Genomic DNA, 15308 nt, shown 5'->3' on the forward strand with positions numbered 1-15308 from the left:
ACGGACCGCGAGCCGCCGGGGAACGCGTCTAGTCCACCTCCACGACGGCCTCGGCGAACTGGGCCGAGTACAGGCGGGCGTAGGCCCCGCCCTCGGCCAGCAGCGACTCGTGCGTGCCCTGCTCCACGATCCGGCCGTCCTCCATGACGAGGATCAGGCTGGCGTCGCGGATCGTGGACAGCCGGTGGGCGATCACGAAGCTGGTGCGCCCCTCGCGCAGCGAGCTCATCGCCCGCTGGATGAGCACCTCGGTGCGGGTGTCGACCGAGCTGGTGGCCTCGTCCAGGATCAGGATCGCCGGCTCGGACAGGAACGCCCGGGCGATCGTGATCAGCTGCTTCTCGCCAGCGCTGACCGTCCCGCCCTCCTCGTCGATCATCGTGTCGTAGCCGTCGGGCAGCGTGTGCGCGATGCGGTCCACGTGGGCGGCCTCCGCGGCTGCCTCGATCCGCTCGCGGGTGGCGCCTTCCGCCCCGTAGCCGATGTTCTCCGCCATGGTGCCGCCGAACAGCCAGGTGTCCTGCAGCACCATGCCGATGTTGGCGCGCAGCTCCTCCCTGGACATCTCGGCGACGTCGACGCCGTCGAGCGTGATGCGGCCGCCGGTCACCTCGTAGAAGCGCATGATGAGGTTGACCAGCGTCGTCTTGCCCGCTCCCGTGGGGCCGACGATGGCCACGGTCTGGCCGGGCTCCACGGTCAGCGACAGGTTCTCGATCAGCGGCCGGTCCGGCGCGTACCGGAAGGACACGTTCTCGAACGCCACCCGGCCCCTGACCTGCGCCGGCCGCTCCGGCTTGGCCGGCTCCGGCGACTGCTCGGGAGCCTCCAGCAGCTCGAAGACCCGCTCGGCCGAGGCGACGCCCGACTGCACCAGGTTCGCCATGCCGGCCACCTGGGTGAGCGGCTGGCTGAACTGCCGCGAGTACTGGATGAAGGCCTGCACGTCGCCCAGCGAGATCGAGCCCGAGGCCACCTTGAACCCGCCCACCACGGCGACCAGCACGTAGTTGAGGTTGCCGATGAACATCATCGCCGGCTGGATGATCCCGGAGATGAACTGGGCGCGGAAGCTGGAGGTGTACAGGGCGTCGTTGTGCTGCTCGAAGATCTCGGCGGCCTCCTTCTGCCTGCCGAACACCTTGACCAGCGTGTGGCCGCCGTACATCTCCTCGATGTGGCCGTTGAGCTTGCCCGTCGAGGACCACTGCTTGATGAACTGCGGCTGCGAGCGCTTGCCGATGACGGTGGTGACGTAGACCGACACCGGCACGCTGACCAGCGCGATGAGGGCCAGGACGGGCGAGATCCAGAACATGACCACGAGCACCGCCACGACCGTCAGCACCGAGGAGATGAGCTGGCTCATCGTCTGCTGCAGCGTCTGGGCGATGTTGTCGGTGTCGTTGGTGGCGCGGCTGAGGATCTCGCCGCGCGGCTGGCCGTCGAAGTAGCTCAGCGGCAGCCGCGCCAGCTTGGCCTCGATCCGCTCGCGCAGCCGGAACGCCGCCCGCTGCACGACGGTCGTGGTCAGCCGGAACTGCACGATGCCGAGCAGCGCCGCCAGCACGTAGATCGCCAGCACCCAGGCCAGCACCTGGGCCAGCGCGGTGAAGTCGATGCCCTGGCCGGGCACCACGTTCATCGACGAGACCAGGTCGGCGAACGTGCCCTGGCCGTTGGCGCGCAGCCCCGCCACGGCCTGTTCCTTGGTGGCCCCGGCGGGCAGCTGGGCCCCGATGATACCGGCGAAGATCAGGTCAGTGGCGTGGCCGAGGATCTTGGGGCCCGTCACGGTCAGCGCGACGCTGGCCGTGCCGAGGGCCAGGACGACGGCCAGCAGCGTGCGCTCGGGGCGCAGCAGCCGCAGCAGGCTGCGGAGCGTGCCGCCGAAGTCGAGGGCCTTCTCGGCGGGCCCGGACATCATCCTGCCCGGCCCGAAACTGGGCTGGGGCCGGCGCGCGGGCGCTTGGGTCGTCATGCCGCGGCCTCCTGTTCGGTGAGCTGGGACAGCACGATCTCCCGATAGGTCGGGCAGGTCGTCATGAGTTCGGCGTGGGTGCCGCTGCCGACCACGCGGCCGTCGTCGAGGACGAGGATGCGGTCGGCGTCGCGGATGGTGTTCACCCGCTGGGCCACGATGACGATCGTGGCGTCGGCGATCTCCTCGGCCAGCGCCGCGCGCAGCCGGGCGTCGGTGGCGTAGTCGAGGGCGGAGAAGGAGTCGTCGAACAGGAAGATCTCGGGCCGGTGCACCAGGGTCCTGGCGATGGCCAGGCGCTGGCGCTGGCCGCCGGAGACGTTCGTGCCGCCCTGGGAGATCGGCTCGTCGAGGCCGCCGGGCATCGCCTCGACGAACTCGCGGGCCTGGGCCACCTCCAGGGCCTTCCACAGCTCCTCGTCGGTCGCGTCCGGCTTGCCGTACCTCAGGTTGGAGGCGACGGTGCCGGAGAAGAGGTAGGGCGACTGCGGCACCAGGCCGACCGCCCGGGAGAGCGCGGCCGCGTCGAGCTCGCGCACGTCGACGCCGTCCACCAGCACCTCGCCGGCGCTCGCGTCGAACAGGCGCGGGATGAGGTTGAGCAGCGTCGTCTTGCCGCTGCCCGTGCTGCCGATGATCGCGGTGGTACGGCCGGGCCGCGCCTCGAAGCTCACGCCGCAGAGCACCGGCTCCTCCGCGCCCGGATAGCGGAAGTCCACGGACCGCAGCTCCAGCTCGCCGAGATGTCTGTCCGGGGTGACGGGGGCCTTCGGCGGGTGCACGGTCGGCTCGGTGTCGAGCACCTCCTCGATGCGCTCGGCGCAGACCTCCGCCCGCGGGATCATCATGAACATGAACATCGCCATCATCACCGACATGAGGATCTGCATCAGGTAGGAGATGACCGCGGTCAGCGCGCCCACCTGCATGCTCCCGTCGGCGATGCGGTGCCCGCCGAACCACACCACGGCGACGCTGGAGACGTTCACCACCAGCATCACGGAGGGGAACATCAGCGCCATCAGCCGCCCGACCCGCAGCGACACGTCGGTCAGCTGGTCGTTGGCCTCGCCGAAGCGCTCGCGCTCGTGCTTGTCGCGGACGAAGGCCCTGATGACCCGGATGCCGGTGATCTGCTCGCGCAGCACCTGGTTGATCCGGTCGATGCGCTCCTGCATCGTGCGGAAGAGCGGGCGCATCAGCACCACGATCACGCCCACGATGACGATCATCACGGGCAGCACGACGAGCAGCAGCGACGACAGCGCCGCGTCCTGGCGCAGCGCCAGCACGATGCCGCCGACGCACATGATCGGCGCCGCCACCATCATCGTGAACGTCATCAGCACGAGCAGCTGGATCTGCTGCACGTCATTGGTGGTCCGGGTGATCAGGGACGGGGCGCCGAACCTGTTGACCTCCTGGGCGGAGAAGTCCTGCACCCGGCGGAAGATCGCGGCCCGCAGGTCCCGGCCCAGGGCCATCGAGGTCCGGGCACCGTAGTAGACGGCCACGATCGAGCAGACGATCTGGATGAGGGTCACACCGAGCATCACCAGCCCGATGCGCATGATGGTTGCGGTGTCGCCCTTGACGACGCCGTCGTCGATGATGTCGGCGTTCAGGGTGGGGAGATAGAGCGTGGCCAGGGTCTGCACGAACTGGAAGAGGACCACGAGTGTGATCTCTTTCCCGTACGGCCTGAGCTGGACCCGCAGGAGACGGAGCAGCATCAAGAGGCGCTTTCTGTCGATGGGGTGGGGGAGGGCCGCACGAGCAGCCCGTCGAGCAGAACGGAGACGATCTCCTCGTCGTCCAGGTCGCCGAACTCGCCGATCCGGCCGAAGCCGCGGTGCTCGCTCGACGCGATCAGCACGAGCAGCAGTTGCGCCGTGGCCTCGGGCGAGCGGCGCAGCCGGTCGCGGTCGGGCTCGATCAGGGCGGCGAGCCCGTCCACGATCAGGCGCCGGCCCTCCATGATCTGCTTGAAGAACTCGGCGTCGTCGGCCATCAGCTCCTTGGGCACGGCCATGAGGTTGATGTTGGCCCTCATCCCCGTCCGCAGCATCGCGACCGCCTCGCTCAGCCGCGTGCGCAGCTCGGCCCGCGTGCCGATGCCCGCCAGCGCCTGCGCCGCCGGCCGCGAGTCGAACGCGACCATGAGCGTCGCCCGCAGCAGCGAGGCCTTGTCGGGGAAGACGCCGAAGATCGTGCCCTCGGCCACGCCCGCGGCCTCGGCGATCTGACGGGTGCTCACCGCTGCGCCGTACTCGCGCAGCAGCGGGAGCGTGGCGGCGATGAGCGCGGCACGGCGGTCTTCCGGCGCCATGGCCGGCACTCTTCGTCTCCTCCTGTTCATAGCGGGCAATCCTAATGAGCGAGTACTCACTCGTTCAAATGGTTATACGTCAGGACCAACCGCTACGCTCCATCCGTGCTCAAACCTTGGTTGCCCGGTTTCCTGCTGCTCGCCGCCATCTGGGGCAACAGCTTCTTCTTCATCAAGGTCGCGGTGGAGGCTCTCCACCCGCTCCAGGTCTCCTTCGGCCGGATGGTCATCGGAGCGCTGGTGCTCCTGCTGGCGGTGCTGCTCGGCGGGAAGCGGCTGCCGCGCGACCCGCGCCTGTGGGGCCACTTCCAGGTCGCCTCGATCGTGCTCACCACGCTGCCGTTCACCCTCTTCGCGTACGGCGAGCAGTACGTCTCCTCCGTGGTCGCCGCCATCTGGAACGCCACCACCCCGCTCTGCACGCTCGCCTTCACCCTGCTGCTGCGCACCGAGAAGGCGACCGCCGGCCGGGTGGCGGGCCTCGGCCTCGGCTTCGCGGGCGTCATGGTCGTGCTCGGGATCTGGCAGCCGATGGGCGGCGGGCAGCTCGGCGGCAGCCTGGCCTGCTTCGCCGCCGCGGCCTGCTACGGGATCGGCGGCGCCTACATGGGCCGCTTCATCACCGGCCGGCGCCCCGAGCCGCCGGTCGTGCTGGCCGCCGGGCAGCTGCTCAGCGGCGCGGTCCAGCTGGCCGTGATCACGCTGCTGGCCGGGGTGCCGCTGGTGGACCCGCACGCGCCCGCCGCGGTCTGGTGGAGCCTGGCCGGGCTCGGCGGGCTGGGCACCGGGCTGGCGTACCTGCTGCTCTACTGGGTGCAGGTCCGCGCGGGGGTCACCACGACCTCCACGGTCACCTACCTGCTGCCGGTCTTCGCGGCGATCTCCGGCGTGGCCATCCTGGGCGAGGGGCTCAGCTGGAACCAGCCGGTCGGCGCCGTCGTCATCCTCGCCGCCATCGCCCTCACCCAGCGCGCCGCGCCCCGTCCCGTTCCCGCTCCGCCCGAGCAGGCCCCCGGCGCGGTGGATCACCCCGCGCCCCAGCCGTGAACGGGGGATGAATTCTGCCGTAAGGTCGCCTTTCTGACCGCGCGGACCCGGCAATCGCCATCCCATAATTCCGCCATGGGGGTTATTTCTAGAAACAGGATGCGATGAAGCGCTGGATCGGTGTCATTCTGGCGGCGGTTCTGGCCGGGGTGGCGGTCGTGGCGATCCTCTTGGGGAATCGGGCGGACGAGGCCCCGGAGGCGCTGGTGGTGCGGGGGGTCATCGGGTCGGAGAAGAAGCCGTTCTTCGACGACCCCCGGGTCAAGGCGGCCTTCGCCAAGCACGGGCTGCGGGTCGAGGTGGACACCGCGGGGTCGCGGCAGATCGTCACCGACGTGGACCTGAGCCGCTACGCCTTCGCCTTCCCCTCCAGCGTTCCCGCCGCCGAGCGGATCAAGCGCGACCGCAAGGCGGTCACCACCTATTCGCCGTTCTACTCGCCGATGGCGGTGGCCACGTTCGAGCCGATCGCGAAGCTGCTGGCAGGGGCGGGCGTGGTCCGCAATTCCGGCAAAGGTTACCAAATCCTCGATATTAGGAAATATCTGGATTTAATAGGCAAAGGCACTCGCTGGGATCAGCTTCCCGGCAATTCTGCTTACCCGGCTCGTAAGCGGGTCCTCCTCACCACCACCGACATCCGTACCTCCAACTCGGCCGCCATGTACCTGTCGGCCATCGGCTATGTCGCCAACGGCGAGGACGTGCCCACCTCCGACGCCCAGATCGCCAAGATCGCCCCGATGATCGCCCCCGCCGTGCTCGACCAGGGCTTCTCCGAGTCCACCAGCGAGGCGTCGTTCGACGACTACCTGGCGCTCGGCGCGGGCAAGACGCCGCTGCTGGTCGTCTACGAGGCGCAGTACCTGGCGCACGTCTTCGCCGGCGACGGCGCGATCAAGCCCGAGATGCGGCTGATCTATCCCTCGCCGACCGTGCTCAGCAAGCACACGCTGGTCCCGCTGACCCAGCCGGGCGACCGGGTGGGTCAGCTGCTCACGAAGGACGCCGAGCTGCAGGGCCTGGCGGCCGCGTACGGCTTCCGCACCACCGACCCTCAGGCGTTCGCCGGCCTGGTCGCCAAGACCGGCGCGCCCGCGGCGGCCGAGCTGGTGGACGTCGTCGAACCGCCCACGTACGAGCGGCTGGACCAGCTCATCACCACCATCGACTCAGCCCGGCCCTAGCAAGGAGATCCCGCACGTGTCCGATCTGGTGCTCACGCCGCCCGAGCCGGTCGCCCCGGTCCCGGCCGAGACGGCGGCCACCATGCTGCCGATCGCCGGCGAGCGCGCCGCCGAGCTGGCCGCCAAGGCCCGCGACTTCGCCGGCGAGCTGAGCGGGCTCGACCACCGCTCCCCCGAGTTCTCCCGCAAGGTGCACGACATCTCCTCGATGGGCGACACCGAGATCAAGTCGGCCTCCCAGGTGGCCAACCGCATGCTCAAGCGGCCGGTCGCCGCCCTGGACGCGGCCCGGGGAGAGGGCGCCGACGCCCAGGGCAGGGTCGCCAAGGAGCTGGTGGCGCTGCGCCGTACCGTCGTGGACCTGGACCCGAAGCAGGCGGCGAGCGGGACGCGCAAGCTCCTGGGCCTCATCCCGTTCGGCGACCGGCTGCGCGACTACTTCGCCAAGTACCAGTCCGCGCAGAAGCACATCGACGACATCATCCGCGCGCTGAAGTCCGGCCAGGACGAGCTGCTGCGCGACAACGCCGCCATCGAGGGCGAGAAGGCGAACCTGTGGGAGACGATGACCCGGCTGCAGGAGTACGCGGTCCTGGCCCAGGCGATGGACGCCGCTCTTGAGGAGCGCATCGCGCTGGCCGACGAGGAGCGGGCCACGGCGCTGCGGTCCGACGCCCTGTTCACCGTGCGCCAGCGCCATCAGGACCTGCTCACCCAGCTCGCCGTGTCGGCCCAGGGCTACCTGGCGCTCGACCTCGTACGCAAGAACAACCTGGAGCTGAGCAAGGGCGTGGACCGCGCCACCACGACCACGGTCGCGGCGCTGCGCACGGCGGTGACGGTCGCGCAGGCGCTGGCGAACCAGAAGCTGGTGCTCGACCAGATCACCGCGCTGAACGCCACGACCGGTGACCTGATCCTGGCCACCAGCGAGATGCTGCGCACCCAGGCGGGCGCGATCCAGAACCAGGCGGCCTCGACGACCGTGGACCTGGACACGCTGCGGCAGGCGTTCGACAACGTCTACGCCACGATGGACATGATCGACGCGTTCCGGTCGAAGGCCGTGGACAACATGGCGGTCACCGTCGACAGCCTGTCCGCCGAGCTGGGGCACGCCAAGGCGTACCTGGAGCGGGCCCGGGAGGGCGAGCGATGAGACGGGCGCTGTCTCTCGTCCTGCTCGCCGGCCTGCTGGCGGGCTGCGGCGGGGGCGAGGAGCCCGCCGACGCGCCCGACGTGCTCCGCGTGCTGGCCGGCAGCGAGATCAAGGACCTCGAGCCGCTGCTGCGGCGGGCCGAGGCGGAGGCCGGCGTCAAGGTGCGGCTCACCTACACCGGCACGCTCGACGGCGCCGAGCAGGTCGCGAGCGGCCGCGCCGACGGCCGGCTGGACGCGGTCTGGTTCTCCTCCAACCGCTACCTGTCCCTGATCGACGGCGCGCAGGCCAGGCTGTCCACCCAGTCCAAGATCATGATCTCCCCCGTCGTGCTGGGGCTGAAGCCCGCCAAGGCCCGCGAGCTCGGCTGGGACGGCAAGCAGGTCACCTGGGCCGGCATCGCGCGGGCGGCCAAGGAGGGCAGGTTCGGCTTCGCCATGACGAACCCCGCCTCCTCCAACTCCGGCTTCTCCGCCCTGGTCGGGGTGGCCGCGGCGCTGTCGGACGCGGACGGCGCGCTCAGCGCCGAGCAGGTGGCGTCGGTGACGCCGCGGCTGAAGGAGTTCTTCTCGGCGCAGCGCCTGACGGCCGGCTCGTCGGGGTGGCTGGCCGACGCCTACGCCCGCGACCGGCGCGTGGACGGCATGGTCAACTACGAGTCGGTCCTGCTGGGGATGCGCGAGCCGCTGACGCTCGTCTACCCGTCCGACGGCGTGGTGACCGCCGACTACCCGCTCACGCTGCTCGCCTCGGCCCCCGAACCCAAGAAGGCCCTGTACGGCAAGCTCACCGCCTGGCTGCGCAGCCCCGCCGTGCAGAAGGACATCATGACCGGCACCCACCGCCGGCCGATCACGCCGGGCGTGGCCCCGGACCCGCGCTTCGGCGGCAGGCAGCTGATCGAGCTGCCGTTCCCCAACCGGCGCAGCACCGCCGACGAGCTGATCGCCACCTACCTCAACCAGGTGCGGGTCCCGGCGGAGACGCGGTTCGTGCTGGACACCTCGGGCTCGATGGCGGGCGAGCGGATCGACGCGCTGCGGCAGGCGCTGGTCGCCCTGACCGGCGCCGACACCTCCGCCTCCGGCGCGTTCTCGCGCTTCAGCAACCGCGAGGCCGTCACGATGATCCCGTTCAGCAACGCGCCGATGCGGCCGGTCCCGTTCACCGTGCCCGAACGCGACCCGCAGCCGGTGCTCGCCCAGATCAAGGCGTTCGCGGAAGGGCTGTCCGCGGGCGGCGGCACCGCGATCTACGACAGCCTGACCGCCGCCTACGAGCGTCCGGTGACGCCCGGGCACTACACCTCGGTCGTGCTCATGACCGACGGCGACAACACCGACGGCTCCGACTACGCCGCCTTCGAGGCCCGTTACCGGGCGCTGCCGGAGGACCGGCGGGCGCCGGCGTTCGTGGTGCTGTTCGGCGAGAGCGACGTCGAGGAGATGCGCAAGGTCGCCGAGCTGACCGGCGGCGCTGTGTTCGACGCCCGCAAGACGTCGCTGAGCAGCGCGTTCAAGGAGATCCGTGGCTATCAGTGAGCGCGTCCTGCGCTACCTGGGCTCGAACCGGAACATCGCCGGCTCCTGTCTTGCGCTGCTCGGCCTGGTGGCCCACTTCCTGGGTGTGGCGGGCGCGTTCTGGCCGGTGGTCGTGGTGGCGCTGTACGGGGTGGGCGCGCTGCTGGCCCCGCCGGACCGGGTCCGGCTGACGATCTCGCACGCCGAGGTGGAGACGCGGGCGCTCAGGGCCGACCTGGACGAGCTGCTGCGGCGGATCGGCGGGCGCTTCCCCGGCGACGTGCACGCGGCCGTGGACGCGCTGGCCGAGGTCCTGAGGGGCGTGCTGGACCGCGCCGAGCAGCTCACCGCCTCCCCCGACCAGCTGCACGTGGTGTCGCAGACGATCCGGCTGTACCTGCCCGCCAGCCTGGAGGCGTACGCGAACCTGCCGCGCGGTTACGCCCTCACCCGCCGCGGCGGGCGGGAGCGCAGCGCGCACGAGGAGCTGCTCGCCCAGCTCGGCCTGCTCGACGTCCAGCTGCGCAAGGTGGCCGAGGCCATCCACCGGGGGGACGAGCAGGCGCTGCGCGATCAGGGCCGGTTCCTGCGGGACAAGTTCGGCGGCTCAGAGCTGGACCTGAGCTGAGCGCTTGTGGGCTCCTGGGCTCGTGGGTTCAGCCTGCGGACCGGTCGGCGGGCAGGCGGCGCCGGCGGGCGGTGTCCGTCAGCGCCGGGCGGCGCCAGGCGCCGTCGGCGCGGTAGAGGTCGGTGCCCGGCGGGATGATCTCGTCGATGCGGTCGAGGGTCCGGTCGTCGAGGGTGAGCGCGGCTCCCTTGAGCGTCGCCTCCAGCTGCTCCATGGTGCGGGGGCCGATGATGACCGAGGTGACGGCCGGGTGCGCCGCGGGGAAGGCGACCGCGAGCTCGGGCAGCGAGCAGCCGAGGTCCGTCGCGAGCTCGATCAGCTCCTCCACCACCTCGAGCTTGGTGGCGTTCTCGGGGATGGAGGGGTCGAAGCGGTTCGGGCTGAGCGAGGCACGGCCGGTGGTCAGGTCGATGGGCTGCCCCTTCCTGAACCGGCCGGTCAAAAAGCCGGACGCGAGCGGGCTCCAGGTCAGCACGCCCATGCCGTACCGCCGGCACACGGGCAGCACGTCGGCCTCGACGCCGCGGGCGAGCAGCGAGTACGGCGGCTGCTCGGTCCTGAAGCGCCGCAGGCCGCGGCGCTCGGACACGTGGTGCGCCTCGACGATGTCCTCCGCGGGGAACGTCGAGCAGCCGAACGCCCGGATCTTGCCCTGCCCGACGAGGTCGCCCAGCACGTCGAGCGTCTCCTCGATGTCGGTCGTGTGGTCGGGCCGGTGCACCTGGTAGAGGTCGATCCAGTCGGTCTGGAGCCGCTTGAGGCTCTCCTCGACCTCCTTGAGGATCCAGCGCCGCGAGTTGCCGCCCCGGTTCGGCCCCTCCCCCATCGGGAAGTGCACCTTCGTGGCGAGCACGACGTCGTCACGGCGGCCCCGCAGCGCCTTGCCCACGATCTCCTCGGACTCGCCCGCCGAGTACATGTCGGCCGTGTCGATGAAGTTGATGCCCTGGTCGAGGGCGTGGTGGATGATGCGGGCGCAGTCGTCGTGGTCGGGGTTGCCGACCGCGCCGAACATCATGGCGCCGAGACAGTGGACGCTCACCTCGATGCCCGTGCCGCCGAGGACGCGGTAACGCATGATCAGACTCCTAGCGATGTGGATGGGGTGCTGGGCGCGCGTCGGAGCCTACGGGCTAGAGCCGACTCTAGATCAAGCGGCCGCCGGGAGCCGCAGGTGGACGGGGAGGGCGGACAGGCCGTTCATGAGCAGTGACGGCGTCCGGGTCAGGCTCTCCGCGGGCACCGCCAGGCGAAGGTCGGGGAAGCGGTCGAGCAGCGTGCGGAACGCGATGCGGGCCTCGACCCGGGCGAGCGGCGCGCCGACGCAGTAGTGGATGCCGTGCCCGAAGGCGACGTGCTTCGGGGCCTCCCGGGTGACGTCCAGCGCGGCCCCCATGGGGAAGACCCGCGGGTCGCGGTTGGCGGCGACCAGGGCGAAGTACACGACCGAGCCCGCCGGGAGCCTCACCCCGCCGGCCTCGACGGGCTCCACGGTGCGGTACGACAGGGTGGTCTGCACGGGCCCGTCATGGCGCAGGAGCTCCTCGATCGCCGGGTCGAGGAGCTCGGGGCGCTTGCGGAGCAGGGCGAGCTGGCCGGGGTGGGTGAGCAGGGAGCGCATGCCGTTCCCGATGAGGTTCACCGTCGTCTCGTGGCCGGCGATCACCAGCAGGAAGATCATCGACGTCAGCTCGTCCTGGCTGAGTCCCTCGCCGTCGTCGCGGGCCGCGATCAGGTCGGACAGCAGGTCGTCCTGCGGGTCGCGGCGCTTCTTCCCGATCAGTTCGCGGCTGTAGGCGAGCAGCGAGGCGACTGCCGCGTGGAATTCCTCGTAGCTGTAGATGCCGGGGGAAACGGCCGGCAGGGTCCATTCGCGGAAATCGGCCCGCTCCGCCTCGGGGATGCCGATCAGCTCGCAGATCACGCCGATCGCCAGCGGGTAGGCCAGCGCCGAGATGAGATCGACGGTCCCCCGGCCGTCGGCCTCGGCGAGCAGGTCGTCGGTGAGCTGCTGGATCCGCGGGACGAGCTTCTCGACCCTGCGGCGGGTGAACGTCGAGGTCACCAGCCTGCGCAGCCGCGGGTGGTCCGGCGGGTCGCTGTTGAGCATGGTCGTGTGGATGCCGCGCGCGACGTCCTGGGGCAGTTGGTGCGCGTACGCGCCCGACGTCCAGCCGCCCTTGACCAGCCGCGGGTCGGACAGCAGCGCCCTGGTCTCGGCGTAGCCGGTCACCAGCCACGCCTGCGTGCCGGCCGGCGTCGTGATCGGGTGGACGGGCCCCCTGGCGGCGAGATCCGCGTAAATGTGGTGCCGCTCGTTACCGCGAATCGCGGTGAACGGCGCCGGCCCGGATTCTCTGGGCGCGGAATCAGACAAGGCAATCCCCCATTGCTTCGATCAGTGAATTCGCGGGGGGAAACGTTACTCATGGGCGATATGCGGGCCGTTGACAGAACGTAGACACCCGGGACTACGTACTTACGTTCGACGGCTAGGTAGTCATCCGGGTATCCCTCCCGTGCCGCTCGCGGCGCCGCCGTACGCACGCTGGATCCATCGACAACACCATCGAGGAACGAGGACAACATCAACCATGTGCAAGCACCGGCCACGGTGCCCATCCGCATACGCCGCCCATCGACTCGCATGTGGGAGTCCCGCATGAACGACCACGCCTTCATGAACCACGGCGCCGGACACCATCTCGACCTGAGCGTCCTGAGCCGGGCCTGGGACTGGATCAAGTCCAGGGCCCTGGGCTCCGACGAGAGCGAGGTTCCGGGTGAGCGGGTCGCCACCTGGTCGCTGTCACCGGACACGCGGGCGCGGCCTCTCATCCACGCCCGGCTGGCCTCATGGGGGCTCGACGGGCTGGCAGAGGCCGCCGAGCTGCTGGTGGAACAGCTGGTCGCCGACGTCGAGGAGCACGCTCCCGGGCCGTACCGGCTGACCGTCTGGGCCACCGACGGCGTGCTGCGCTGCGAGGTCGAGGCGGAGGCCGCGGACGACGCGCCGGTGCCGCATGATCTGCGGGTGTTCCGGCGGCTGGCCTGCTGCTGGGGCGCCGCGGGCCATGCCTTCTGGTTCGAGATCCCGATGAACGCTCAGGACAGGTGCCGCAACTCCGGTTGGGCCTCGGGAGGCCGGATCGCGTAGGTGACGGCGCGGTCGACCCCGAGCTTCGTCCCGTGGCGGAAGGCGGATGTGAACGCCGGTTTCCCGAGGGCGTGGCGGGCCTGCCGCGTGCAGCGTTCGTGCCAGGCCGCGTGGTAGCAGAGCCGTTCGGGTGAGGCGCCCGCCGCCTGCCACAACGCGTGCGCCGCGCCGAGGAGTTCGGCGGCCCTCTCGTGCTCGTCCCGGGCTCCGGCGATCCAGGCCAGCACTTCCAGGCACTGGGTGAGGCACCACCGGTCGTCGATCTCTCCGGTGAACCGCGCGGCCGACGTCAGGAGCGCCTCGGCCTGCTCGTAGTCGCCCAGGTTCCACCGCGCGACGCCGAGCGCGAACTGGGCGTACCCGCGTGACACCAGCGCATGGTGGGACTCGCTCAGGGCCAGCAGTTCCTCGCCGAACTCCGCGGCCAGGCCGGGATCCTCGGTCGATCCGTACGCGGCCGCGAAGTAGAGGTTGAACATGAGCCCGTCCATGTCGTTCAGGGACCGGTGGAGCGCGAGCGACTCGCGCAGCAGCGCGAGGCCGCGCCGGGTGTCGCCGGCGGTGCAGGCGGCCACGCCCGCGGTCCGGACGGCGTACGGCACGAGGTCCTCGTTCCCCGATCTGCCGGCGAGGGCCCGGCAGTCCTCCAGCAGCGGCATCGCCGCGTCGAGGTCTCCCTGGCGCAGGGCGAGCATGCTGTCCGCCCAGAGTGCCGTCGCCCTGGCCCGGCCGGGCTCCGGCACCAGCTCCAGGCCGCGCTCGATCCAGTAGCGGCCCTCCGTGAGCGCGCCGGCGAGCACCCAGAAGCACCACATCGCGGACGCGGTGCCCAGGCCCAGGGGCGCCAGCGCGGGCTCGTTCAGGCACGCCTGGAGCGCGACGCGGATGTTGGGCAGCTCCTGGCGCAGGGCCAGGTACCGATCCAGCTGGTCGGACACCAACTGGTCGGTCCGGTGCGTCTCCGTCAGCTCGCGGTAGTGGCCGACGAAGCGCCTGCGCAGCCATTGCCGCTCGGCGGGCGTCAGCTGCTCGCAGCCGTACGCGCGCAGGCTCTCCAGCATGCGGAAGCCGAGCCCGCCCCGGTACAGGACCGACTTGTCCACCAGCCCGGCCAGAAGGTCGAGCACGTCGGCCGGATCGATGCCCTCGCCCGCGCACACCGTCTCCGCGGTGTCCAGATCGACCCCTCCGGCGAACATCGACAGCCGGGCCCACAGCCGCCGCTCCTCGGGCGAACACAGCCGGAAGCTCCATTGGATGGTCGCCCGCAGCGTCTGGTGCCGCGGCAGGGCCATGGGGCCGCCGGTGGCCAGCACGTCGAAGCGCTGGTCCAGCTCGTACGCGAGCTCCTCCAGCGACAGGGTGCGCAGCCGGGCCGCGGCCAGCTCGATCGCCAGCGGGATCCCCTCCAGCCGCCGCACCAGCCGCACCACGCAGGCGAGGTTGCCCGCGTTCAGGGAGAAGCCCGGCACGACGTGCGCCGCGCGCTCCACGAACAGGCGCACCGAGTCGTGTCTGGCGGCCTCCCGTACGGTGCGGCTGGGCGTCTGCGGGCCGGCCGGCGCCTCCTCGTGGGGCGCCGGGCCGGCCTGGCTCCCGTGGAGTACCTGGACGGGATCGGGTACGGACAGCGGCGGGACCGGGAGCACCTGCTCGCCGAGCACGCCCAGCGAGTGCCTGCTGGTCACCAGGACCCGCAGGCGGGGTGTGGCGTGCAGCAGCCGTTCCACGAAGTGCGCGCAGAGCATGTCCAGGTGCTCGCAGTTGTCCAGGACCAGCAGCATCCGCCTGTTGGACAGGTGCTCCACCAGCAGCCCCATGGGATCCGGGTGAACTCCGCGCAACCCCAGGGCCTCCGCCACCGCCGGCTCCAGCAGCTCGCCGGTCTCCAGGGTGGCGAGCTCGATCACCTCGACGCCGTCCCGGTACTTGTTCCGCAGGTTGTCCGCGAGCCTGAGCGCCAGCCGGGTCTTGCCGACCCCGCCGGGGCCGGTCAGGGTGAGCAGCCGCGTCCTCGCCAGCGCCTTGCGCGCCGCCGACAGTTCCCACCTTCGCCCAATGAAGGTGGATTTATCCAACAAAAATGTCATGAGGGCCCTGCCACTCCCGTGAGACACCGAACGGCGCCAAGCCTCCACACCCCAGAGTATTCCTGGCCCGTTTCCCGGCACAGCCGTCCGGAGCCGCCGGAGTCGCATATTCTCATTTCCCCGGCAAAAGCCCGTCCTGACACCATTTTGCCAATGCGAACCCACAAATTTGCCGGACACTTGATTTCGATGAATCGCATCGGCTCCATG

General features: G+C 70.7%; 12 protein-coding genes. 6 read left to right on the forward strand and 6 right to left on the reverse strand.

The features are described from left to right. Positions 1 to 28 precede the first annotated feature (28 nt). From AB0J87_RS32530 to AB0J87_RS32540, 3 genes are read right to left on the reverse strand one after another with little or no spacing between them, the layout of a single operon-like run. Positions 29 to 1981, reverse strand: coding sequence for an ABC transporter ATP-binding protein (locus AB0J87_RS32530; RefSeq protein WP_363971258.1), 1953 nt, complete (start codon positions 1979 to 1981; stop codon positions 29 to 31). Continuing rightward, positions 1978 to 3714, reverse strand: a complete 1737-nt coding sequence (locus AB0J87_RS32535; protein ID WP_363971260.1) for an ABC transporter ATP-binding protein — start codon at positions 3712 to 3714, stop codon at positions 1978 to 1980. Before AB0J87_RS32535 ends, AB0J87_RS32530 begins: the two co-directional genes overlap by 4 nt. Further along, positions 3714 to 4310 carry a helix-turn-helix domain-containing protein gene (locus AB0J87_RS32540; RefSeq protein ID WP_363971262.1) on the reverse strand — a complete coding sequence of 199 codons (597 nt, stop codon included), beginning with the start codon at positions 4308 to 4310 and terminating at the stop codon, positions 3714 to 3716. The genes AB0J87_RS32535 and AB0J87_RS32540 overlap by 1 nt, the downstream gene beginning before the upstream one ends. Before the next feature lie 105 nt (positions 4311 to 4415). On the opposite strand from AB0J87_RS32540, the gene AB0J87_RS32545 reads away from it, so the two are divergent. The 5 genes from AB0J87_RS32545 to AB0J87_RS32565 all read left to right on the forward strand — a co-directional run bounded on the left by AB0J87_RS32545 (position 4416) and on the right by AB0J87_RS32565 (position 9851). Next, entirely contained in the window at positions 4416 to 5357 is a 942-nt protein-coding gene (locus tag AB0J87_RS32545; protein ID WP_363971264.1) for a DMT family transporter, read from the forward strand. Between the two features lie 104 nt (positions 5358 to 5461). Next, positions 5462 to 6544 (forward strand): hypothetical protein, encoded by a 1083-nt coding sequence (locus AB0J87_RS32550; RefSeq protein ID WP_363971266.1) that lies wholly within the window; start codon positions 5462 to 5464, stop codon positions 6542 to 6544. Positions 6545 to 6560: 16 nt separating this feature from the next. Next, positions 6561 to 7703 carry a toxic anion resistance protein gene (locus AB0J87_RS32555; protein ID WP_363971268.1) on the forward strand — a complete coding sequence of 381 codons (1143 nt, stop codon included), beginning with the start codon at positions 6561 to 6563 and terminating at the stop codon, positions 7701 to 7703. Then, positions 7700 to 9244 carry a VWA domain-containing protein gene (locus AB0J87_RS32560; RefSeq protein WP_363971270.1) on the forward strand — a complete coding sequence of 515 codons (1545 nt, stop codon included), beginning with the start codon at positions 7700 to 7702 and terminating at the stop codon, positions 9242 to 9244. The genes AB0J87_RS32555 and AB0J87_RS32560 overlap by 4 nt, the downstream gene beginning before the upstream one ends. Then, positions 9231 to 9851: a hypothetical protein gene (locus tag AB0J87_RS32565; protein ID WP_363971272.1), complete on the forward strand. Its 621-nt coding sequence runs from the start codon at positions 9231 to 9233 to the stop codon at positions 9849 to 9851. The genes AB0J87_RS32560 and AB0J87_RS32565 overlap by 14 nt, the downstream gene beginning before the upstream one ends. Before the next feature lie 28 nt (positions 9852 to 9879). Here AB0J87_RS32565 and AB0J87_RS32570 read toward each other — a convergent pair whose 3' ends face one another. Together AB0J87_RS32570 and AB0J87_RS32575 are read right to left on the reverse strand one after the other, a co-directional pair. After that, positions 9880 to 10929: an aldo/keto reductase gene (locus tag AB0J87_RS32570; protein ID WP_363971274.1), complete on the reverse strand. Its 1050-nt coding sequence runs from the start codon at positions 10927 to 10929 to the stop codon at positions 9880 to 9882. 72 nt (positions 10930 to 11001) lie between these two features. Further along, the gene (locus tag AB0J87_RS32575; RefSeq protein ID WP_363971276.1) at positions 11002 to 12228 is read right to left on the reverse strand and encodes a cytochrome P450; all 1227 of its coding nucleotides are present in this window, start codon (positions 12226 to 12228) and stop codon (positions 11002 to 11004) included. A gap of 285 nt (positions 12229 to 12513) precedes the next feature. Here AB0J87_RS32575 and AB0J87_RS32580 point away from each other — a divergent pair, with 285 nt between their 5' ends. Further along, on the forward strand, positions 12514 to 13008 hold the full coding sequence (locus AB0J87_RS32580; protein WP_363971278.1) for a hypothetical protein: 495 nt from the start codon (positions 12514 to 12516) through the stop codon (positions 13006 to 13008). Here the strand turns inward: AB0J87_RS32580 and AB0J87_RS32585 are convergent. Then, entirely contained in the window at positions 12957 to 15098 is a 2142-nt protein-coding gene (locus AB0J87_RS32585; RefSeq protein ID WP_363971280.1) for an AAA family ATPase, read from the reverse strand. The genes AB0J87_RS32580 and AB0J87_RS32585 overlap by 52 nt on opposite strands. Between the last annotated feature and the right edge of the window lie 210 nt (positions 15099 to 15308).

It is taken from the genome of Nonomuraea sp. NPDC049625, assembly GCF_040675285.1.
In the GTDB taxonomy this organism is placed as follows: Bacteria; Actinomycetota; Actinomycetes; order Streptosporangiales; family Streptosporangiaceae; genus Nonomuraea; species Nonomuraea angiospora_A.

What these genes read in the sequence shown, in the direction of transcription:
- AB0J87_RS32580 (WP_363971278.1), top strand. Translation starts at nt 12,514, where the DNA reads ATGAACGACCACGCCTTCATGAACCACGGCGCCGGACACCATCTCGAC.
- AB0J87_RS32585 (WP_363971280.1), bottom strand. Translation starts at nt 15,098, where the DNA reads ATGACATTTTTGTTGGATAAATCCACCTTCATTGGGCGAAGGTGGGAA.
- AB0J87_RS32550 (WP_363971266.1), top strand. Translation starts at nt 5,462, where the DNA reads ATGAAGCGCTGGATCGGTGTCATTCTGGCGGCGGTTCTGGCCGGGGTG.
- AB0J87_RS32530 (WP_363971258.1), bottom strand. Translation starts at nt 1,981, where the DNA reads ATGACGACCCAAGCGCCCGCGCGCCGGCCCCAGCCCAGTTTCGGGCCG.
- AB0J87_RS32560 (WP_363971270.1), top strand. Translation starts at nt 7,700, where the DNA reads ATGAGACGGGCGCTGTCTCTCGTCCTGCTCGCCGGCCTGCTGGCGGGC.
- AB0J87_RS32540 (WP_363971262.1), bottom strand. Translation starts at nt 4,310, where the DNA reads ATGGCGCCGGAAGACCGCCGTGCCGCGCTCATCGCCGCCACGCTCCCG.
- AB0J87_RS32535 (WP_363971260.1), bottom strand. Translation starts at nt 3,714, where the DNA reads ATGCTGCTCCGTCTCCTGCGGGTCCAGCTCAGGCCGTACGGGAAAGAG.
- AB0J87_RS32570 (WP_363971274.1), bottom strand. Translation starts at nt 10,929, where the DNA reads ATGCGTTACCGCGTCCTCGGCGGCACGGGCATCGAGGTGAGCGTCCAC.